24 protein-coding genes are annotated in these 22,689 nt (G+C 31.3%); 21 read left to right on the top strand and 3 right to left on the bottom strand.

Annotated elements, in window-relative coordinates; genetic code table 11:
* Window positions 1-19 precede the first annotated feature (19 nt).
* The 9 genes from B5X81_RS11900 to B5X81_RS11860 all read left to right on the top strand — a co-directional run bounded on the left by B5X81_RS11900 (window position 20) and on the right by B5X81_RS11860 (window position 10,792).
* A complete protein-coding gene (locus B5X81_RS11900) occupies window positions 20-361 on the top strand; it encodes a cupin domain-containing protein (protein WP_079491990.1) in 342 nt (113 codons plus the stop codon).
* A 605-nt stretch (window positions 362-966) separates the two neighbouring features.
* Complete coding sequence (locus B5X81_RS11895) at window positions 967-1,350, top strand: iron-sulfur cluster assembly scaffold protein (RefSeq protein ID WP_079491989.1); 384 nt, start codon at window positions 967-969, stop codon at window positions 1,348-1,350.
* 120 nt (window positions 1,351-1,470) lie between these two features.
* Entirely contained in the window at window positions 1,471-2,856 is a 1,386-nt protein-coding gene (locus B5X81_RS11890) for a sigma-54 interaction domain-containing protein (protein ID WP_244282073.1), read from the top strand.
* Window positions 2,857-2,975: 119 nt separating this feature from the next.
* Window positions 2,976-4,403: a trimethylamine methyltransferase family protein gene (locus B5X81_RS11885; RefSeq protein ID WP_079491987.1), complete on the top strand. Its 1,428-nt coding sequence runs from the start codon at window positions 2,976-2,978 to the stop codon at window positions 4,401-4,403.
* Between the two features lie 62 nt (window positions 4,404-4,465).
* A complete protein-coding gene (locus tag B5X81_RS11880) occupies window positions 4,466-6,040 on the top strand; it encodes a BCCT family transporter (RefSeq protein ID WP_208985046.1) in 1,575 nt (524 codons plus the stop codon).
* Window positions 6,041-6,559: 519 nt separating this feature from the next.
* Entirely contained in the window at window positions 6,560-7,960 is a 1,401-nt protein-coding gene (locus B5X81_RS11875) for a sigma-54 interaction domain-containing protein (protein WP_079491984.1), read from the top strand.
* 317 nt (window positions 7,961-8,277) lie between these two features.
* A complete protein-coding gene (locus B5X81_RS27435) occupies window positions 8,278-8,436 on the top strand; it encodes a hypothetical protein (protein ID WP_170917391.1) in 159 nt (52 codons plus the stop codon).
* Window positions 8,437-8,794: 358 nt separating this feature from the next.
* Entirely contained in the window at window positions 8,795-10,093 is a 1,299-nt protein-coding gene (gene hflX / locus B5X81_RS11865; RefSeq protein WP_208985045.1) for a GTPase HflX, read from the top strand.
* Between the two features lie 30 nt (window positions 10,094-10,123).
* A complete protein-coding gene (locus B5X81_RS11860; RefSeq protein ID WP_079491981.1) occupies window positions 10,124-10,792 on the top strand; it encodes a HEAT repeat domain-containing protein in 669 nt (222 codons plus the stop codon).
* Window positions 10,793-10,796: 4 nt separating this feature from the next.
* Here B5X81_RS11860 and B5X81_RS11855 read toward each other — a convergent pair whose 3' ends face one another.
* Entirely contained in the window at window positions 10,797-11,252 is a 456-nt protein-coding gene (locus B5X81_RS11855) for a DUF3189 family protein (protein WP_079491980.1), read from the bottom strand.
* Window positions 11,253-11,347: 95 nt separating this feature from the next.
* Between B5X81_RS11855 and B5X81_RS11850 the strand changes: the two genes are divergently transcribed.
* A complete protein-coding gene (locus B5X81_RS11850; protein WP_079491978.1) occupies window positions 11,348-11,998 on the top strand; it encodes a YigZ family protein in 651 nt (216 codons plus the stop codon).
* An 80-nt stretch (window positions 11,999-12,078) separates the two neighbouring features.
* Window positions 12,079-12,474 carry a CoA-binding protein gene (locus tag B5X81_RS11845; RefSeq protein WP_079491977.1) on the top strand — a complete coding sequence of 132 codons (396 nt, stop codon included), beginning with the start codon at window positions 12,079-12,081 and terminating at the stop codon, window positions 12,472-12,474.
* 14 nt (window positions 12,475-12,488) lie between these two features.
* On the opposite strand, the gene B5X81_RS11840 is transcribed toward B5X81_RS11845, so the two are convergent.
* Entirely contained in the window at window positions 12,489-12,851 is a 363-nt protein-coding gene (locus tag B5X81_RS11840; protein ID WP_079491975.1) for a sulfite exporter TauE/SafE family protein, read from the bottom strand.
* A complete protein-coding gene (locus tag B5X81_RS11835; RefSeq protein ID WP_079491974.1) occupies window positions 12,851-13,207 on the bottom strand; it encodes a sulfite exporter TauE/SafE family protein in 357 nt (118 codons plus the stop codon). Before B5X81_RS11835 ends, B5X81_RS11840 begins: the two co-directional genes overlap by 1 nt.
* Before the next feature lie 233 nt (window positions 13,208-13,440).
* Between B5X81_RS11835 and cysK the strand changes: the two genes are divergently transcribed.
* The 10 genes from cysK to B5X81_RS11795 all read left to right on the top strand — a co-directional run bounded on the left by cysK (window position 13,441) and on the right by B5X81_RS11795 (window position 22,689).
* Window positions 13,441-14,364, top strand: coding sequence for a cysteine synthase A (cysK, locus tag B5X81_RS11830; RefSeq protein ID WP_079491972.1), 924 nt, complete (start codon window positions 13,441-13,443; stop codon window positions 14,362-14,364).
* A 459-nt stretch (window positions 14,365-14,823) separates the two neighbouring features.
* Window positions 14,824-15,738 carry a copper amine oxidase N-terminal domain-containing protein gene (locus B5X81_RS11825; protein ID WP_079491971.1) on the top strand — a complete coding sequence of 305 codons (915 nt, stop codon included), beginning with the start codon at window positions 14,824-14,826 and terminating at the stop codon, window positions 15,736-15,738.
* Complete coding sequence (locus B5X81_RS11820; RefSeq protein ID WP_079491969.1) at window positions 15,731-18,205, top strand: Athe_2463 domain-containing protein; 2,475 nt, start codon at window positions 15,731-15,733, stop codon at window positions 18,203-18,205. Before B5X81_RS11825 ends, B5X81_RS11820 begins: the two co-directional genes overlap by 8 nt.
* 165 nt (window positions 18,206-18,370) lie before the next feature.
* Entirely contained in the window at window positions 18,371-18,718 is a 348-nt protein-coding gene (locus B5X81_RS11815; RefSeq protein ID WP_079491968.1) for a type II toxin-antitoxin system RelE/ParE family toxin, read from the top strand.
* A 14-nt stretch (window positions 18,719-18,732) separates the two neighbouring features.
* On the top strand, window positions 18,733-19,053 hold the full coding sequence (locus tag B5X81_RS11810) for a helix-turn-helix domain-containing protein (RefSeq protein ID WP_079491966.1): 321 nt from the start codon (window positions 18,733-18,735) through the stop codon (window positions 19,051-19,053).
* A gap of 284 nt (window positions 19,054-19,337) precedes the next feature.
* A complete protein-coding gene (locus B5X81_RS11805; RefSeq protein ID WP_079491965.1) occupies window positions 19,338-19,616 on the top strand; it encodes a hypothetical protein in 279 nt (92 codons plus the stop codon).
* 716 nt (window positions 19,617-20,332) lie between these two features.
* Complete coding sequence (locus B5X81_RS27825; protein WP_208985044.1) at window positions 20,333-20,482, top strand: hypothetical protein; 150 nt, start codon at window positions 20,333-20,335, stop codon at window positions 20,480-20,482.
* Window positions 20,439-21,185, top strand: coding sequence for a polyprenyl diphosphate synthase (uppS, locus tag B5X81_RS11800; protein ID WP_079491963.1), 747 nt, complete (start codon window positions 20,439-20,441; stop codon window positions 21,183-21,185). Before B5X81_RS27825 ends, uppS begins: the two co-directional genes overlap by 44 nt.
* A gap of 1,044 nt (window positions 21,186-22,229) precedes the next feature.
* Window positions 22,230-22,358: a hypothetical protein gene (locus tag B5X81_RS28435; protein ID WP_280175268.1), complete on the top strand. Its 129-nt coding sequence runs from the start codon at window positions 22,230-22,232 to the stop codon at window positions 22,356-22,358.
* Window positions 22,348-22,689, top strand: coding sequence for a hypothetical protein (locus tag B5X81_RS11795; protein WP_079491962.1), 342 nt, complete (start codon window positions 22,348-22,350; stop codon window positions 22,687-22,689). Before B5X81_RS28435 ends, B5X81_RS11795 begins: the two co-directional genes overlap by 11 nt.

Below are 22,689 nucleotides of genomic sequence, written 5' to 3'. Positions count from 1 at the left end.
AAGAAAGGGAGTATGAATAATGGCTAAGCCAGAACTAGAGTTTTTTGATGTTGATCTTAAAGTACCATGGAAACAGGTTGAAGATGCTCAAGAAGGAATAATGGAGAAAATTGTGAGTCGTGATCCAGAGACAGGATCTTATACTCGAATATTAAAATTTCCTCCAATGGAGACAGATCAAGTATTAGTACATGATTTTTGGGAAGAAGTTTATATTATTGATGGAAGTTTATATGATAAGAATAAAAAAGAAACTTATCTAAAAGGTTATTACGCTTGTAGACCTCCAGGAATGGTACATGGGCCATATAAAATTCCAAATGGTTGTATGACAATGGAAATACGTACATTTGAAAAGTAATTTAATATTAAATATATTTTCTTCTAATTAAATTGTAATCGAAATCTGTAATAAATAGTGGGAATTAACAGATTTCGATTACATATAACTGACTAATCTACAAATGTTATCTGTAATAGGAATTATAGGGTGTTGGGTTTTTACAAATATATTAAAAAGAATCCCTTCAGTATTAAGTATATTTCTATTTGGAATAGTTGGAGCATCTATATTAAGAACTCTTAATTTTGAAAATCTATTATTAAATTTATATTTATATTAATGGTGAAAAAGAAGAAATAGCTTAATAACAATAGATAATTCAGCTGTAGATACATATAGATAGTTTTTCTATTGGTTATCTATATAGATATGTGATTAAGAAATTTAATTAACTCCAGTAGCCACTGAGAATTTTTTGCCTCATACTATAAACTTGTTTTGGATTAAATAATTAAGAGGTTAAACAGGTTTATAAAAAGTTTCTTATAAGCTTTTAAATGTAGACTTTTTTGAAAGCCATAACGAAAATTATATTTATTTGAAGAATTAGTAAGTTTATTTCAGAGTCTACTTCTGTTTCTTTAGTTTCTCAGTGACAGATCTATAGTAAAGGAGAGTGAAAAATGTATACGGATATTGCCATTGAGCACTTTAAAAATCCACAGAATGTAGGCATTATTGAATCCCCTGATGGAGTAGGTTTTGCAGGAGATCCAAATTGTGGTGATCATTTAAAAATATACATTAAAGTAGAAAATAATTTTATAAAAGATATTAAATTTAAGGTTCAAGGTTGTTGCGGTGCTATTGCTTCTAGTAGTATAACTACAGTTTTAGCAAAGGGCAAATCTACTTTGGCTGCCTATGCTATTTCAGAAAAGGATATTCTAGAAGCATTGGGTGGACTGCCACAGGGTAAAGAGCATTGTTCATTGTTAGGAGCTTTAGCCTTGAAAAAAGCGATTATAGATTATTCTAGACAAATAGGTAGAAATAAAAAGGAATAAAGAAATTGTTAAAAACTATAGGAGAGTATAGATTCTACAAACTTATAATGTAGAAATAAAAGGAAGTTGAAGCCAGAGATATTAGTGTTAATAATATTTTCTATTATAGGGAGGATGCTAATGATCAAAGAAATAGAAGAGAATAAGTATTTATGTAATGATCTAGATTCTTCCAATCTCAATAAAATAATGATACCAGTTCTTGGCTGTATGAAAAATGGCGTTATAATTGCTGATAAAGATGGATGGGTAGTTTATGTAAACCCAGTTTATCAAAAAGTTACTGGATTAAAAATGACAGAAAGGATGGGTAAGAATATTTTAAAAATTGCACCAGATTGTCCTCTTTCAAGGTCACTTAAAACAGGTAAATCCATTCCAAATGAAAACTTTAAGCTGTTTGATATAGATAATGAATTGGTTGCAAATACTAATCCAATAACTATAAAAGATAAAATAGTTGGTGTCATATCTGTGTTTCAAAATGCAAGTAAGGTAAGAACAATATTAAAAGAGCTTGAAGGAAGTAAGAAAACCATAAAGACATTAAGCAATAAATTCGCCCATGTAGCAAAGGCTAAATATGGATTTGGAGATATAGTAGGTTCAAGCCCTAAGTTTATGAAATGTATTCAAATGGCTAATCAAATTGCTAAAACCGAATCCACAGTTCTTATATTGGGAGAAAGTGGTACAGGTAAAGAGCTTTTTGCCCATGCTATTCATCAGGCCGGTTATAGAAATGATAAACCCTTTGTAAGGGTTAACTGTGCAGCTATCCCATCTAATCTTTTGGAGAGCGAATTTTTTGGATATGAAAAAGGTGCTTTTACTGGAGCAAATCAACAGAAAATGGGAATGTTTGAATTGGCCAATGAAGGTACTATATTTTTAGATGAAATAGGAGATATGAGTTTTAATTTACAGGCTAAGCTGCTTCGAATACTAGAAGAAGGTGAGATGTATCGAGTTGGAGGAATAAATCCTATAAATGTAGATGTAAGAGTAATAGCAGCTACAAATCGGAATCTTTTCAAACTGGTTAAGCAGGGGAAGTTTAGAGAAGATCTTTATTATCGAATAAGCGTTCTTAATATTGAAATACCTTCGCTTAAAGAAAGAAAAGATGATATTTTACTATTGGCAGAAGTGTTTTTAAAAAAAGCTAATCGTAAACTAGGAAAGAAGGTTAGTGGTTTTTCAAAGGATGCTAAAGAAATTTTAGAATTTTATCATTGGCCTGGAAATATACGGGAGCTTAGAAATGCTATAGAGAGATCAGTTGCAATGGCTGATGATGATATATTAACAGCCCAGGATTTATATTTTATTAGAGCGGAAAGTAAAAAAGAAATAGATTTTAAAAATTTAGTTCCTCTAAAGGTTGCAGAGAGAGAAATGATAAAATGTGCACTTGATAAATTTGGAGTTTCAGTAGAAGGTAAGAAGAAAGCAGCTGATGCTTTAGGAATTTCTTTGCGTAGTTTGTATAACAAAATTAGATAGAATATTTATATTTTTAAACTTTGGTAATTATGAAAATTGCTTATTTAATAAAATAAGAAGTTCTTTTGAAATACTGCTTATATAAAATTGAGAATTATAATAAAGGGGTGTGTATAATTATGAAACCTGAATTAAAATTTCTTTCTAAAAAAGAATTGTTATATATACATAATGTGGCTTTAGACCTTTTAGAAGATATGGGTATTGAACTGCTTTTAGAAGAAGCAAGAGATATATTAAAAGAAGGGGGAGCAAAAGTCGAAGGAAATATTGTGAAAATTCCTCGTGAATTGGTGGCAAAAGCTATTAAAACAGCTCCTAAAAGAGATGAATTTGTGCTTTATGGTAGGAATGAGGAAAACGATATCAGGATAAATGAAAGTGCTCCGGTATTGGCAGCTATGACTATGGCAACTCAAGTTATTGATTTAGAAACTAGGGAAAAACGACCTGCAACTGATGAAGATTTAGTTCATTTAACTAGAGTTTGTGAAAAATTAGAGAATGTTTCAATAGCTAGTGCACTTGTAACACCCCAAGATGTTCCTCAAAGAGCATGTGATTGGTATACTTGGGCCACAAGTATAAAAAATACTACTAAACATATTACTGGTGGAGCTGTTGGAAAGGAAGGTGTAAGAGATGCAATACGAATGGCTTCCCTAGCAGTAGGGAGCGAAGAAGCATTTCTTGAAAGACCATTTATATCCTTTTGGGTTTTAACTATGCCACCTATGAAGATTGATAATTTAACTCTAGAAGTTCTTATAGAAGCTAGCAGGTATAAAGTTCCTTCTATTATTAGTTCTGGAGGAATACTTGGACTTACTTCGCCTATAACTATTGAAAGTGCATTAGCTCATACCCATGCAGAAATTCTTGCTTGTATAGCATTATCTCAAATAATTAACCCAGGAACACCAGTTGTTTATACGAGTTTTGTACGCAGTATGGATATGAGGACATCTAATGTTTCAATGTCCAGTCCAGAGTTTGCTATTATGAAGAGTTGTATGGGAGAACTAGGTCGTTTTTTGAATCTTCCTACTAGAATGCCGGCTATGTTAAGGGATGCAAAGGTTTTAGATGCACAGGCAGGCTTTGAAACAGGAATGGTTGGTACAATTGGTGCCATGGCTTCAGATATTATTGAAGGAATGCAGTTTGATATGGATATGGTAGTGGACTATGCTGATTTACCATATTGTAATGAGTGTATGGCTCAGATTAAGAGAGTGATGAGGGGGGTGGATATAACAGATAGCAGGTTAGCTTTAGATGTTCTCTTTGAAATAGGACATGGAGGGAATTTCCTTTCTCATACCCATACAGTATCTAACTTTAGAAAGGAAATATTTATGCCTAAATTGGCAGAACGTGGCATGTGGGGGGATTGGGAAAAATCTGGTTCTTTAGATATAAAAGATAAGTCTCTAAAATTGGTGCGTAAAATGGTTGAAGAAAGTAAAGATATGGAGCTTTTAGATGAAGAAACCCAAAAGAAAATTGATCAAATAGCTTATGAAGCTTCTTTAAAATATAAATAGGGTAAATTTTTTTGATCTAGGATTATAGAGGAGTTTTTTAAATGCTTATAGGGGGGAAGATAGTGGACAAAGTAGATGCTGGTAAGAAACAAGCTAAAAAAATAGATTGGTTGATTTTTGGTATTTCAGGTGGGGCCATCCTTTTATTTGTACTTTCTTCACTTATTAATATAGATGCTGTTTCAACTTTTGTTAATGTTTCATTTGCTTGGAGTGTTAAATGGTTTGGATCATTATGGCAGTTATTAATGTTTATAACTTTTGTTGTGGCTTTAGTATTGGCATTTTCTAAATATGGTTCGGTACGTCTAGTAAAAACTAAACCTGAATTTAGCAATTTCAAATGGGTTGCAATGATTATGTGTGCACTTTTATCAGGAGGAGCAGTTTTTTGGTCGGCAGCTGAACCTATGCTTCACTTTTTAAATACCCCTCCTGCTTATGCAGGGATAAAAGGTGGCACTGAAGCGGCAGTGGCTCCAGCTTTGGCTATTAGTTATCTACATTGGGGGTATCTTGCATGGGGTATTTTTGGAACTGTTTCTTCAATTGTATTAATGCATGCTGCATATGAAAAAGGTTTACCTTTAAAGCCAAGAACTTTACTATATCCAGTTTTAGGGGAAAAAGGTGTTTATGGACCTTTGGGAAAAATTACTGATGCGTTTTCTATTCTAGCTGTGGCTGCTGGAACTATTGGCCCTATTGGTTTTTTGGCATTACAAATGAGTTTTGGATTGAAAGAATTATTTGGGATTTCTGATGGTTATTCTACACAAGTGATGATTATTATGGGCGTAGCTGTAATTCACTTCTTGGCAGCTATTTCTAGTCTTGAAAAAGGAATACAGGTGTTGAGTAATTTTAATATAAAACTGTCAATTTTGTTAGGGGCATGTGTATTGGTCCTTGGACCTGGTGGATTTGTTATTGATTCACTTATGAATGGTTTTGGTTTATATACACAGGATTTTGTTCGCATTAGTCTCTTTAGAGGAGATAATAATTGGATAGGAAGTTGGACATTATTCTACTGGGGCTGGTTTATTGGTTATGGTCCACTAATGGCAGTATTTATAGCTCGTATTTCAAAGGGAAGGACTATAAGAGAGCTTATTATAGCAGTAGCAATTATTGTTCCAATTGCAACAAATATCTGGTTTACTGTATTAGGTGGTAGCGGTATGTTTTATGAATTACAAAATCCTGGTATTATATCAAATGCGTTGAAGGCTACTGGGGAGCAAGCAGCTTTATTTACTATAATCAGACAAATTCCGTTAAATTCCATTTTAGCACCGGTTTTTCTACTTCTTGTTGTTTCTTTTATAGCAACTACAGGAACTGGAATGACTTATACAATAGCTATGGTTATTAGTGGCGATGAAACCCCTTCAAATTTTGTTCGGGTTTTTTGGGCTATTATGATGGATATTGTTGCGGCAATATTATTGAAAATAGGTGGAGTAAGCGCACTGCAAAGATGGATTGTATTTAGTGCCGTGCCTGTGGCCATTGTATTGATACCAATGATTTGGGCTGGTCCTATGACAGCAATGAAAATGTATAAAAAACAAAAACTTGAAAATGATACTTCTCCTAGTTTAAAAGAAGATACACTTGGGTCTAAAGTTTAAATATATAATAGCGTAAAATATTGTCTACTTTTTTATAGCAAAAATAATAAATTAAATAAGTGCACAATATATGGATGTACACTTCTAAAATTTAATTTATGGTCGCAGCCACTGAGAATCCTTTTGGCTCATGTAAAAATAAGTTTTAGATGGAATAATCAAAAAGGATAAACAGGTTTATAAAAATCGCTCAAAAGGAAACCTCAGAGGCTCCTTCCTTTATTAAATTTTATTGGCGTATATCTATATCTTATTGTTTTTGAAAAGTTAGAACTATATGTAGTATTTGGTTTTCACAGAAAGTAACTATGCAATTTCCTCTATTTAGAGTTTGAAACGTGATCTGTAAAATTCGGGGAAATATTATAAATTATATTTGGAATGTATTATTTTGTTATAATATAAATAATGTAAAAGCTCATTTTATAAGATATATTAGACAAAGTATCTTAAAAGGATTTATGGGCTTTTATTTTTCTTTTATATTGACATAATAAGTTATACAGAAAGGGGTTACCAATGAAAACCGATTTATTTAAAAAAAAAGCAGCGTTTTGGCAAACTATAATATCTTTAGATTCAAAGGAAGGGTTAGTACCAATACTAGATTCTATGGAACATGGTGTCATAGTTGTTGATAGTAAAGGATGGGTGGTTTATGTAAATCCATCTTTTGAAAAAATTACTGGATTAAAACCATTACATAGACTGGGAAAAAATTTATTGAAAATAGCACCTGGAGGACCTATATCAAGGGTTCTTGCAACAGGAAAATCAATTTATAATGAAAAGTATCAAATGTATGATTCTTCAGTAGAATTAATTACTTATAACGATCCAATAATTATAAATGGTAAGATAATTGGCGTTATATCTGTTATTCAGGATGCAAATGAGATAGAAATATTACTAAAAAAGCTTGAAGGAAGTAAAAAAACTATAAAGACATTAAGCAATAAATTTGCCCATGTAGCAAAGGCCAAATATGGATTTGGAGATATAGTAGGTTCAAGCCCTAAGTTTATGAAATGTATTCAAATGGCTAATCAAATTGCTAAAACCGAATCTACAGTTCTTATATTGGGAGAAAGTGGTACAGGTAAAGAGCTTTTTGCCCATGCTATTCATCAGGCCAGTTATAGAAATGATAAACCTTTTGTAAGGGTTAACTGTGCAGCTATCCCATCTAATCTTTTAGAAAGCGAATTTTTTGGATATGAAAAAGGTGCTTTTACTGGAGCAAATCAACAGAAAATGGGAATGTTTGAATTGGCCAATGAAGGTACTATATTTTTAGATGAAATAGGAGATATGAGTTTTAATTTACAGGCTAAGCTGCTTCGGATACTAGAAGAAGGTGATATGTATAGGGTTGGAGGAATAAATCCCATAAATATAGATGTAAGAGTAATAGCAGCCACAAATCGGAATCTTTTCAAACTGGTTAAGCAAGGTAAGTTTAGAGAAGATCTTTATTATCGAATAAGTGTTCTCAATATTGAAATACCTGTGCTTAAAGAAAGAAAAGATGATATTTTACTATTGGCAGAAGTGTTTTTAAAAAAAGCTAATCGTAAACTTGGAAAGAAGATTAGTGGTTTTTCAAAGGATGCTAAAGAAATTTTAGAATTTTATCATTGGCCTGGAAACATACGGGAACTTAGAAATGCTATAGAGAGATCAGTTGCAATGGCTGATGATGATATATTAACAGCCCAGGATTTGTATTTTATTAGACCAGAAAATAAAAAAGAAATAGATTTTAAAAGTTTAGTTCCTTTAAAAGTTGTAGAGAGAGAAATGATAAAGTGTGCACTTGATAAATTTGGGATTTCAGTAGAAGGTAAGAAGAAAGCAGCTGATGCTTTAGGAATTTCTTTGCGTAGTCTATATAACAAAATTAAAGAGTATAGATTATAATTATAGCTGTTCCATAGTATTAAAATAGTTGTAGTAGGAAAGAATTAAAGATAGTCTCGACAGAGATTAAAAGAGATCTATGGCAAAAAAATATATTAAAATACAACTACAAATGTTTATTACCAAATTATGATATAATAACATTAGGTTTTTAAAAGATAAATGATATTGTATCTTTTAATAAGATGACGTATGAAAAAGAGAGGGGAATATATAAGAGATTTGCTATTAGAGTATTCTTCTATTGTAGTTTCAATAAAGTGTTTATCTGTTGAAGCTTGCAAAAAATCCAGTCGATTATAAGTAATGAGGTAATAATGAATATTAGAATGTCAATTGATATCAATGTTTTTGATAATTTTTTGTTTTTAAGTATGCTGACTGCAATTACGTCTATATATTTTACCACATACAGTGTAATACAACTAAGCAAAATACCAATAGCTAGAGTTTCAATGGATATAATTGACATTTAAATTAACCTCCTTTCCATAGGAAATAAGCTTGGCATTTTTTGCTGTATAAAGAAGCTTTAAGCCCCATGGTTATCACCTCCTAGAAACAAATAAAATCGCTCAGTGTAAATTAATTACACATGTGGTAAAATATCCCCTCTTACTATTATTATAATACATTATGGATAAAATATATTAGGGAATTAGTACCAAATATTCATAAAATAGAAATTCATTATTAAATTTGGAAAATGAAAAGACATTTTAAAAATTTTTAGACCTTCAATGAAGAGTATGTTTATAATATATATTGAGGAAAACTCATATGGTAATATTATCCTTGATTTACTTATAATAAAATATAAATGGGAATGGTGAAATGATGTTATTTAATGATGAAAATGAAATTATTCAGGAAATTGAGCAAAAAGTAATATTGGTTGGAATAGATTTAGGCAAAAAAGATGATATCCCAATTGAAGAATCTATAGAAGAACTTAAGGAACTGACTAGAGCTGCCGGTGCTGAAGTAATTGATGCAGTAATACAAAACAAGTCAAAAATAGACCCTGCATATTTTATTGGTAAAGGTAAAGCTGAAGAAATAAAAATGATGTGCGTGGCCTTTGATGCCAATACAGTTATATTTAATGATGAATTGTCTGCTTCACAAATTAGAAATCTTGAGGAAATTTTAGAAGTTACTATTATAGATAGAACTGCATTAATACTTGATATATTTGCACGAAGGGCTAAAACTAGGGAAGCAAAACTTCAGGTGGAAATAGCGCAGCTAAGATACAGACTGCCAAGATTAGTTGGACTTGGAAAATCCTTATCTAGAACTGGAGCAGGAATTGGTACAAGGGGCCCTGGTGAACAAAAGCTTGAGCTGGATAGAAGGAGAATTCTTGATAGAATCAGTGATATAAAGAAGCAGATCAGTGAAGTTAAAAGGACTAGGGAGGTTCAAAGATCCAAAAGAAACAAAAGTAAAGTACCTGTTGTTTCTTTAGTTGGCTATACCAATGCAGGTAAATCTACCCTTATGAATAAATTATTAGATTTAAGTGGGAATAATTCAGATGATAAGAAGGTTTATTCTGAAGATTTATTATTTGCAACCCTTGATACATTCCATAGAAGAATAGTTTTACAGGATAAAAAGGAGTTTATTTTAACCGATACTGTTGGCTTTGTGAGCAAATTACCTCATCACCTTGTTAAGGCTTTTAAATCTACCCTTGAAGAAGTTATAGAAGCTGATACTTTAATTCATGTTGTAGACTCATCAAATAAAAACTATGAAATGCAAATTAAAGTTACAAATGAAGTTTTAAGAGAATTAGGGATATCCAATAAACCAATGATTTATGCCTTTAATAAATTTGATAAGGGAATAAAAGATATAATTCCTAAATTTAAGGATGTAATTTTCACATCTGCTATAACTGGATACGGTATTGAAAAGCTTATACAATCTATACAAAATCATATATTTAAAGATATGAAGAAATGCAAGATGCTTATTCCATATGAAAAGGGGGATATATATTCCTATTTGCATGAAAAAACCAATATTTATAATATTAAGTATCAAGGTGATGGAACTTATCTTGAGGCCGAATTAAATGAAGCTGACTTCAATAGGTATAAACAATATATAATTGAAGATTAGTTTAGATACAAAAAAAGGGTGATAAATACCATGGGCTTTTTGAAAATATCATGGAATAATGTAGACAAGTATGATGATTGTATAATAACTTATTTACTATATAAAGAAGGTAAAACAATAGAAGTGATAAGTAAGATTAGAAATTGTCCAGAGGAAAAGATAGAAAAAGACATTATTGAGGCTAAAATAAAGCTCAGGAGTATTAAATTAGCTAAAAATGAAAAAAAATTATTAGATAGGATATTGGAATTATCTAAGGAAGAGCGCTTAAAATTTATGAAGAAGTCATCTGACGAGAAAATTAATATGTTAATTGAAGAAGTAAAAAAGAGTTATAAGTGTATACAAAATCCAGAGGATAAAGCTTCACTGATTTGGCTTGTGGGAGAGCTAAAGGAAGATAGTCTGATAGGCTTAATTGGTAAGGATATTTTACATAAAAATGGTAATGTTAGAAGAATGGTGTGCTCTGCCCTTGGTAAAATAGGAAATGAAGAGGCTATATCAATTCTGCATAAGGCCCTAGGGGATCATAAGCCTCAAGTAAGGCAATATGCTGCTAAGGCCTTAAAAGATATTGGCAATGAAAACTCTTTAAAGATTCTTAATGAAATTGTTAATAAAAGTTTTGAAAAGGACTATGTAAAAAGAGCTTGTTTAGAAACTATAAAAAATATAAATATAAAGCTTAGAAAATAAAAGATTAACTTAGTTGTTTTTTTGTGTTTTTAACTATATTAGCTATGTTTTTATAGGTGTATAATGTGCCCTTAGCAACTATAGGTCTTCCTGTTTTGATCATTTTTAATTTACGGGATAGATATCCTCCAAATTTCATAGAACCATTGACACATGGCTGTGTATTTATCAGTATTAAATCTTTTTCAGCTTGATTTAAAACATTCCAAGTATCTAAAACCAATGGTAAAATAAGATGAGGTATATATTTTCTACTAAGGGTATAAACTTTATTACCTTTTTTGTCTGTACCTCTAAGGATTATTTTTCCACGATCCTTTTCTTCTAATTCATCATAAAAGGGAACATTTACTAAATCATGATAACTTGGTTTATATTCTTCTGGTAATAAACCTAAATGAATAGCAGCAGCAGTAGATGAAGAATGACATCCTGTAACACAATGATAAATAATATGCAAATTAATCAACCTCCTGTATATTGCTTTTATATAGTATTTGATAAAATTAAATTAAATATAAATTAAAATAAATTTTTAAATTGGCAGGTGATTATATGACTAAAGATTACAAAACGGTACTTGAATATGGAGAGGCAGAGGAAATAATTAACAAATCAAAATTTATTGGATATGCTAAGCCTGTAACATCAGAAGAAGAAGCTGTTCAATTTATTGAAGAAGTGAAAAAGAAGCACTGGAATGCGACTCATAATGTGCCAGTTTATTTAGTTGGTGATAATAATGAAATTCAACGATATAGTGATGATGGTGAACCCTCGGGAACTGCAGGTGTTCCTATTTTAGAAATGCTTAAGAAAGAAGAAATTAAGAATGTTGTAATAGTTGTTACAAGATATTATGGTGGAATTAAGCTGGGAACCGGTGGTTTAGTAAGAGCATATACCAGTGCTGCCAAATTAGCAATTAAAGAAGCTAAGGTAGTTGAAAAGGTCATAAATAATCAATATTTAATCAGAATAGACTATACTTTACATGGTAAAATTCAAAATGAATTAATTAATGGAGAATATATAATTAAAGATACGATTTATGATGATAAAGTTAATATATACGTTTATTGCAAACCCCATGAAAGCCATAGGCTTGTTAGTAAAATAACTGACATAAGCAGTGGGAAAGCTGATATTCAAGAAAAAGATGAGGTTTATCTTACTATTCTTGATGGAAAGGTTATTGATGCATAAAATGTCTGATATTTTAATTTTTAAATGGGTATAATCCAGAATAAGATATTAATTTAATAACTAAAAAAGGAGAGAAGCCCATGGATGATATAGAAAAAATTAAAAAGGAAATGTTGGATAAAAAGGTTTGGGCCGTTGTTGGAGCTAATCCTAAGGAATCTAAGTTTGGATATAAAATATTTAAAAAGCTTAAAGAAAAGGGATATGAAGTATATGGAGTAAATCCAGTATATGAGGAGATTGAAGGAGAAAAGTTATATAAAAGCATTAAAGACTTACCCGTTAAACCCGATTGTGTAAATATGGTCGTTTCTCCAAAGAGAACAAATCCAATAATTGAAGAAATTGCCGACAGTGGAATAGAATATGTATGGTTTCAACCTGGGTCCTTCGATGGAGAAACAATTGATCTAGCTGAAGAAAAAAATCTGAAATTTGTTTACTATGATTGTGTATTGGTGGCTTTAGGCGAATAGAAAAAAAGATCACATTATTTATGTGGTCTTTTTTCTTTGTAAAAAAATTGATATATGCCCATAGCAAATAGAAAAATTCCAAAGACCTTTCTCAATAAATTAGAGGGAAGTTTCATAGCTAATTTGGCACCAAAAAAAGCACCGCTAATTCCCGTTAGAGTTAAAGGTATCCAGACACTTTTTTCTATATTTTTATTCCTAATATGGGTTATAACAGCAACTAAGGCTATTGGAATAAAGGTAAAGAGATTGACACTTTGGGCTTGTTGCTGACTCAAATCTGTAAATAATATCAATGCAGGAATAAGTATTGTTCCGCCACCTATTCCCATACCGCTTATAATTCCCGAAAAAAAGCCTATTATAGAAAAAAGCATTAAAACACCATCCTAAAGGCTGCTATTATCATAAATATAGCAAATATTTTTCTCAAAATAGAGCTTGGGATTTTGTTTAAAAATTTGGCCCCTACATAGCCACCTAATACTCCTCCAATTGCAACTTTAAATGTTATACCATAGGAGATTATTCCAGACCTGAAATATACATAAGTACTAATAATTGTCAATGGTAGAATTATGGAAATAGCTGTAGCATGGGATTTATGCTCTTCAATTTTTAATAGGAATATCATGCCGGGCACCAATAAGGTACCTCCGCCAGATCCAAATAAACCATTTACAAATCCAGTGAATACTCCTAAAAGGCCAACTTTAATAATATTTTTTTTCATTATTACCTTCCTATGATAATAGTATTATAGAGATTTAAGTAAATCTATATAAATAGCTTTTCTATATTAATTTAACCCTTTAACTAAAATTAGATACATTAATAATGATCAATAATTATAAACTATATATAGGGTTCATATGATTTTTTTATAATCTATTGACATCAAAGATAAAATACAATAAAATAAAACCATAAAAACCGATAAGAATACTATGAATTAAGGAGGAAAATATGAAAATTGCTAATAATATTACTGAATTAATAGGAAATACACCTATGGTTAAACTCAATAAGCTCAAGCCTGAAAATGGAGCAGACATTTATTTAAAGTTAGAGTTTTACAATCCAGGAAGCAGTATCAAGGATAGAATTGCCCTTAGTATGATTGAAGCCGCTGAAAAGGACAATAGATTAGAAAAAGGAGGAACGATAGTAGAGCCTACAAGTGGAAACACTGGAATCGGTCTTGCCATGATAGGGGCAGCAAAGGGTTATAATGTTATATTGGTTATGCCCGATACCATGAGTATAGAAAGGAGAAAGCTTTTAAAGGCATTTGGAGCCAAGGTGATTTTAACTGATGGTGCAAAGGGAATGAAAGGAGCCATTGAAAAGGCAGAAGAATTAGTTAAAGAAAACCCGTCCTATTTTATGCCACAACAGTTTTTAAATAAAGCCAATCCAGAGGCCCATAGAAAAAGTACAGCTTTGGAAATTCTAGATCAAATGGACAATGATCTTGATATGTTCATTGCAGGTGTAGGCACAGGAGGAACAATTACAGGGGTTTCAGAAGTTATAAAAAGCAAATTGAATAAAGCTAAGATTGTTGCAGTTGAGCCTGAAGCTTCAGCAGTATTATCAGGCAATAAACCTGGACCCCATAAAATACAAGGAATTGGAGCAGGGTTTGTACCTGAAATACTAAATGTTGACATAATAGATGAAGTTTTTAAAGTAAAGGATGAAGATGCCCTTGAAATGGCAAGAAGAATAGCATTGGAAGAGGGAATTTTAGTTGGAATTTCTTCTGGAGCAGCAGTTTACACAGCTATTGAAAAGGCTAAAGAATTAGGAAAAGGGAAGAAGATAGTAGTGATTATTCCTAGTTATGGTGAACGATATCTATCGGTTCCCAACTTTTTTCCAGAGTAAAAAGAGGGTAGTTTTTTCTACCCTCAGACTAATGACAAAGTAATGTCTTCTAACGAAAGAAGAAAATATATAGTTGAATTAATTGTAGCTTTTTCAGCACTAATAACAGCAATTGCAGCACTAATTAATGCGGTAAAGTGAAAGAAAGCAGGTAGATCCACTACCTGCTTTCTTTTTGTGACAAAGTTGTCTTATAATAAAAGATTTATCTTATTTATAGTATACTATATTATTTGACATTCATTCGATGGTTTTTAGCTTTGGTAAAATAGAAATAAAACTATAAATAATATTTGCAACATAAGAATATTTAAATAATTTTTATTCCGAGAGTCTATTTATTATAAGAAAGTGAATTTATTTACAAAAAATGAAGGAATTTAAAATTAATTCACGAACTATATTTGTTATAATATGTTTATATTTGTATTTTAAAACAAAATCTGGGAGGATGTTAAAATGAAAAAGATAATTATTTTATCATTAGTTTTGGTTTTAGTATTAAGCTTAAATGTATTTGCAGAAGGTAATTACAAATTTGACGAAGAAGGAAAACTTATAAAGGTTGATGAAAACTTTGATAATACCGTAGATGTAGAGGTTGATGGAGTTAAAATTAAATTCAAGGATGCTAAACCCTTTATAAATAAACAAAACAGGACAGTTGTACCAGTAAGATTCATAGCAGAAGCTTTAGGAGCAAAGGTTGACTGGAACGGAGAAACAAGAACGGTAATTATAGATCAAGATCAAAAGCATATTGAATTAGCAATTGGGGCTATGGAAGCTATAGTTAATTCAGAAACAGTTAAATTTGATACGAAAGCACAAATATACTTCGATAGGACTTTTGTTCCGTTACGCTTTGTTTCTGAAGCACTAGGGGCTACTGTAGGGTGGAATGGAGAAACAAGGACAGTTACTATTGATACGAAAAGCAAAGAAGAACAAGTAGAAGTACCGAAGAATGTTGAAGAAATGATTGCAGAGCTTGATGATGAGGAGTTGAAAGAGATTGTAAAAACATCTTCTAACAATTATGTAGAGAATAAAGTAGTTTTTTATGGCATTGATGGAGAGGAAGATTTAGATTCTATAGGTGCTATTGTTTCTCATAGCAATTATCATAAAAACAGCTTGATAACGGTGTTTCCTAGATTCTATGATAAAGATTATTCAGTTCTTAAAGATATGCTTAAAGTTTACTACCCAACGAAATTTGAAACTGTTTATGCCTATGTAAGTAATGTAATAGATAATGAAAAACCAACAGGAGAAAAAGCGGAAGAATTTATATATGATGGTAGAAGTTTTGCATGTGCAAAAGGTGAAAGTGCAGTGAGTATTTACATAGGGGGCAAAGCTAATGAATAAAGCCATATCAAAGATTTTAATAATACTTATTCTAATATCATCTTTGGTATTTCCAATGACAGCAAATGCAGAAGATAAAGACCTTGTAGCTTATGTGACCCACTATAGATTAGAACAAAAAGGAATTTTAATATATAAAGATCAAGATGGAAATTGGATCAATGGAGAACTAGGGAAAAAAATTGATATAGAACAGAAAATAGACCTTAAGAAGTTTGAGGAGCAGGAAACTATTGATAAAATTTTAAATGTAATAGCTTACTCCTATAATTTAGGCTTTATGTTTTCTACAGAAAACTTCACAAGAGAAACAAATAAGTTTTCCCAGACTAAAGATGATTTTATAAAGAACTACTATAACCATGGAAGCGATAAAATTGAAGTGAATGAAAAATATTTAACCGATGGAGTTGTTAAGCTTAAATACAACGCAGAACTTACTCCCCAAGTTAAGCCTTTAAAAGTATCTGATTATACTGATAAGGATATATACATACTATTGGGGCAAGACCCTAACAATCCCAATCCTAAGACCAAAACAGATTTAGAAGCTATTAGGAAGCTTCAACCAACATCAAGTGAAGCGTCAGAGCTTCCAGTTCCAAAAGAAAACCCAAAGGGTTATAAATTAAATATGAATATACTTGAAAGCAAGGGTCTTGCGGTATATGGAACTCATGAAAATGTATCTAACAATGATTATAAAAATAAATACAATGAAAAAGTTTCTAAAGACGATAAAGGAGCTATTCCAAGATATTTAGGTTATGACCTCAACGGTGAGACTTTTACAAATGAAGCTTTTCCTCCTGATGTTAATATAGAACTTGAGGTTTGGGAAAAAGATTGGATATATGAGCCCTGGTATGCGAATGTAGAGAATAGGAAAAGACCTCAAATGTCTGAATATAACTACAAAAAATCTCTTAGAGAAGAAGCTATAGCTTGGCTTAATAAACTAGATTGGGCGGGGAAAAATAGCTGGACAGGGGAAAAACTTATTAATTATTTTAGAATCCAATCACCACAAACAGACTATACGCAAGGTAGTTTTATAGGTTGGCATGACTACAATGGACAAGTTTTATATCAAACCTTTAGTATTCCCCCAAAGAAAAAGATTGAAATAGCAGAAGTTGAAGCCTACATAGTATTTGTCCCCCTAATAATCGAATACTGGGTAGAAGCAAAAACCGACAATCTAGCTATAAAGGATATTAGAAATGAAACAAGCGAGATAGAGTATGACGAGATGTATGATTTGAAATTCGATGTATATAACATGTGTCTTCGGGATGCCTATGATGTCACAGTAGATTACTATTTACAGTATCCTAATGAGCTAAAATATATGTTTACTGATGCTGGCAATGAAGTGGCTGCTCTAGGGAAGTCAATTGGAGGACTAAATTATAATATCCCCGAAGACTACAAAAGAGATACCTTTGAGCTTGTGGCCAAATTAAATATGAATGATAAACACCCCGCAAAGTTTGCAGATGGAACAATCATAGAGGAAAGTACAATGGCCGACAATGAAGTATCGATTCTTATACCAATAAAGGATAAGGAATCCTTCGACCTTGAGGTAGTGGATATTAAATATAAGGAATATATGGCAGGTTCCTATTCACCGGTTATAGTTACGGTTAGAAATAATGGCTCAACTAATTTAGTAACAAATTTAAAGCTAGATGTAGAAGGGAACACCATAACCAGGGATAAGGTTTTTATACCGGCAGGTAAAACAGGAAATGTAACATTTGGACTTCAAACTCCAAATGTAGAAACTAGATTTAAAATAACAGCAAAGGTTGATTATAACAATAAAATTAAGGAAACTAATGAAAAGAATAATACAAAAACTATAAATTCAAGAACTATAAGAAAGCAGGAGAAAATATGCAGTCCTTTATATGTTACATGGACAGAATACAGATCCAAGGGAAGTTATAAAACAGGGGACAGAATAAAAACCTGGACCCATACCGAGGAGCGTTGCAGTGGCTCTGGAGAAAATAGAAAGTGCGAAACAGTAACCATTGTTGATGGCTATACAGTTAGATTTTATGCAAAGCTTAGAAATGTTAAGGTGGAGGTTGACTGGAGAAACAAGGATCAGGGCTTTATAAAATCTGGCTATGGTATAGAAGTAAAGGCGAAGGCTGATATAGTATCAAATTATGATAAGCAGAGCCAAATAAAGAATATACAAAGGGCCTATTTATACACCCCAAGTGAAATAATAGAAATGGAAGGGTCCAATGGAAGATTTGAGCTTCCAGTAAATCCGGAAAGTGTAGTAAAAAGCAAGGTTCATTACATACCGGTACATACCCCCGATGGAGACTATAAAATAACAGTAGTATTGGGTGGAGCATCTACCCCCGGTGGAATACTGAATATATGTGAGGATGTAACAATAAAGATAAAGGGAGATATGTATGAGGATGATAATACCTATTAAATAAATCATAACTTTAACTTTTTATTCTTTTTTCGACAAGATTCGAGTGGTACCCGGTCAATATCATTCGGGTATTTTAGGTCTTTAAAATACATCGAATATGGTGTATAATTAAGTTAACAAACACCAGATTTGATGTATATAATATAGCACCAGGAGAATACTATGAATGTATATAGATACACGACAAGAGGAGGAAAAGATTTAATAACCAAATATTTAGATGAATTACCATTAAGAGAACGAGCACAAGGATATGAAATCATGGAGGCCCTCGAAGAAGAAGGTTTGACGTTATTAGATGAGTTAGATACTAGGCAACTTAAAAAGAAGTTATGGGAAATTAAATTTAATTACAAGGATAGAATGATGTATGTTATAGCAGATGAGGATAATTTTTATATTTTACATGCTTGCAAAAAACAAAAAGGAAAAGCTGAACAATTTGAACTTAATAAAGCAATTAGAAGAGCAAAAGAGTTAGGAAAACAACTAGGTAAAAAATTTGTGTAGAGGAGTTGAATACAATGCCATTTGTTAAAGTGAATGTTAAAGAGGAAATTAATCAGATGAAGAAAGCTGATCCTAAATTTGCAGAAGCATATGATGCAGTAAAAAAAGAGGCTGAACTAATAAGGCAGGCAAAAAAGTTGAGAAAAGAACTTGGTGTAACTCAGCCTGAAATAGCAGAAATATCTGGGATGACTCAACAGATGATTTCAAGGATGGAAAAGTTGGGCAATTCTCCATCTCTAGTAAACTTCATAAGATATTTAGATGGAGCAGGCCTAGAGATAAAAATAGAAAAAAAAAGCATTAATGATACCCAAAAATCTGTATCCATATAGCCATATAACCAAGAGCCAAATATAGAGGCTCTTTTTTTTATAGGAAGTGTTAGATTAATTTCTATATATTGTCTCATTCAAAAATATTGTTTTTTAAAACAACTCTTTCTTAGTGCAGCACAATAACAATTATGTTGCAGTGAGTTAAAAATATATAACCTATGATATAACTTAATTTTAATGCGATTTTTTATAATCATATTTTTAATTTGCTTATTTTAAGCGTAACTTATTATATAAATTAGATGCATTATACTATACTACGGCTTTAGAAAAAGAAGCAGATGAATAAGTTTAAATATTTTAGTATTCATTCCTTTATATACACCCCAAGTGAAATAATAGAAATGGAAGGGTCCAATGGAAGATTTGAGCTTCCGGTAAATCCTGAAAGTGTAGTAAAAAGTAGAGTTCATTACATACCGGTACATACCCCCGATGGAGATTATAAAATCACAGTAGTATTGGGTGGAGCATCTACCCCTGGTGGAATACTGAATATATGTGAGGATGTAATAATAGAAATAAAGGGAGATATGTATGAGGATGATAATACCTATTAAATAAATCATAACTTTAACCTTTTATTCTTTTTTCGACAAGATTGGATTCGGGTGGTACCCGGTACCTTCATTAATGTGTTGGTTGATTTCGTAGGCTGTTTATGGTAAATTATTCTATATATCTGCCGAAGATAATATTTTTGAAAAGGTAGTAGGGGAAAAAATGCACTGTAGGGTGAATTTATATTTTGCGAAGGAGGCAAAACTTATTATGAACAAAAAGCAATTTGTAATTATTTGTATTCTATTACTTGTTATTATTGTCTTGCTTATCTATGTAGCAAACCAAAACAATCGGATTATGAAAGATTTTGTAAATGTGAGTAATTATCTGTCAGATAAGATAGACGTTTTGACCGGAAAGGTTAATATGCTAAATCCCTAATGGGTTGTTCATTATGAGCAAACACCTTAGTAAGCCTTATTTGGCTCTACTAAATCATTCTTCAGTTTATGGGTGTATTCTTCAAAGTAGACAGCCAGAATTCTTTTGATGTCCTCACTTTCGGCACGTCTGGTGTCTTTCAGCGTTTTTAGCTTCAACATTTAAGACAAGATTTTTGATGGATTGTTGACCTTTTTCTAAAGTTGTTATTTTTTTACTAAGGTTATCTTGACTTTTTCTAATGTTGATATTTTAACATTGATGTTAGTTTGTCCTTCCTTTAGGTCTTTAATACAAAAGAGATACCCTTGAGCTTGTGGCCAAATCAAATATGAATGATAAACACCCTACAAAGTTTGAAGATGGAACAATTATAGAAGAAAGTACAATGGCCGACGGTATCCGGTACTTTCCAAACTCAAAGGAGATGGTTAAATATGGTCATTTTCGAAACCAAAATTCCAAAAGAAATTTTATCTAATCCTCCAAAACACGTTGGAATAATTTGTGATGGAAATGGGCGATGGGGTAAAAAACGTGGATTACCACGTACAGCAGGTCATGAGATTGGTATGAGAGTTGCTAAAGATATTACTTATGCATGTGCGGAAGTGGGCGTTAAGTTTGTTACAATGTTTGCATTTTCTACTGAAAATTGGAAAAGATCTAAAGATGAAGTAAACTTTTTAATGAAATTATTTGTTAGGTTTTTTAGAGAATGGCGTCAAGAAGCTATAAAAAAAGGGATTCGAGTCAATCATATTGGTCTTCTTGATGGATTATCAGAAGAACTGAAAAAAGAGATAAAACTAACCCAAGTTGAAACACTTAATAATTCGAATATAGTTTTTAATGTAGCATTAAATTATAGTGGTAGAACTGAAATTATTGCTGCGGCGAGGGATATTGCTAAGCAATTAAAAGAAGGGACTATGGATATCAATGATATTGATAATCAGGTATTTAGTTCTAGTTTATTTACGGCAAATCAGCCAGATTTGGATATCCTGATTAGGACTGGAAATGAGAATAGAATAAGTAATTTTCTTCTTTGGCAGTCTTCGAATGCTTTACTATGTTCGTTACCAATTTTATGGCCAGATTTTCGTCGAAAACATTTATGGAAATCTTTTCAAGGTTATTATGATAATAAGAGTAAGAGAGAGTTCTCAAGAGAATCCTAAATATCTATTTGTTTCAGCAAAAAAACCTTTAAATTTACTAAAGGGATAATGAAGTTTTGCATATGTTAAATGATAAGAAATAAAAGGTACCGTGTCCCACCCGAATTTAGTCTATTAAGACTTAGCATGACAAAGAACCGTCCCCTGTCAGTTCTAATACTAGATTAAGAATACCGATTGATTAGTCCTATTTAGTTTCATTATATCACCAATTTTTCCTATCTTTAAGACTATTTTACATATGTAGTATTTTTAGAAATAAATTACTCAAGATAGAGGGCAGAAATATCATTAAAATTAGATTAAGAGCAATCAATATAATAATTATTATATGAAATTTCTTAAAGGAACCTAGTCTTATCATTTGTATAGCAGTTAAAATGGTTAGAAGATTTCAAAACAACATGTAGTGGGTAGTTTTTTGAGAAGGTAATTATGCAATTTGATACCTTAATGATTATGTTCCCAAACATCTAAATCTATGGATAAAATAAGTATATAATTAAGAAATTGGATTTAAGGAGAAAATAATACAATAAATACTGTTATATCTGACATGTAAAAGGATAAAAGTGGTATAATAAAGACAAATATTAAAGATAAGTTGTCTAATATAAAGTCGAATGACTACCTAGATATAGATGAAGAATATTCTAAGAAACCAAATCAAATTTATAGGGATTAACATAAGTTTATAAATAAAGAAAAGTTGATACTATTAGATATTCAGGACAATAATATAATCCATGAGCTAGAAGGAACAAAAGATAATGAAATTAATTTAATTATTGAAGAAGCTAAAAAAATATAATGAAATTTAAAACAGCTTAGTATATTCCAAATGAACAAGATTGATTAACGTCCTAATTAGGATGTTTTTTTATGTAATAAAAGATAGGAGGTAAATGAATATGGGATTATTAGAATATTTAAAAATAAAGTAAAATAGCTTTGAGAAAAAATTAAAAGAAAGTGATGGATATTGACTTGATAAGGAGACTACAAGAGGTACTAGAAACATAAGAGAATGTGATTTAGGTATTGTTGGAGACAAAAGCTATTGGAGAAATGAGTTTAGGTGAAAGAGGAGATAAAGAAAGAGTAAAAGCTTTAAAAGCTACAGAAAACCAAAATAAATTTTTAAAAATAGGGGGAATTATTAATGAGTTATGAAAGGTCAACAACTATATTTGGTAAGGAAAAAACAATATTGGAATTAGCTGAAGAACTATTTCAAAATACTACTGTAAAGGTGAAAGCCTCAGATGTACCTATAGAAAATGGTAAAAGAATACTCAAGGCTGGAACTATTTTAAGTAAAGAAGGAAAGAAAGTAAATGATTCAAGTGCTTATGGAGTAGTTTACAGGGATGTTAATTTAACATATTCAAATGTAACAGAAACTGTACTAGTAACTATATTTGGATTTGTTAAAGAGGCAGCTTTGCCTGTAGCTCCCAGTGCTGAAGCTAAGGCAGCTATGAAAATGATTATGTTTGTGTAA

The sequence above is a fragment of the Maledivibacter halophilus genome (assembly GCF_900167445.1).
GTDB classification, from domain to species: domain Bacteria; phylum Bacillota; class Clostridia; order Peptostreptococcales; family Caminicellaceae; genus Maledivibacter; species Maledivibacter halophilus.
Note: the sequence above shows the minus strand (reverse complement) of the source record. Positions and strands in the feature narration are given on the sequence as shown.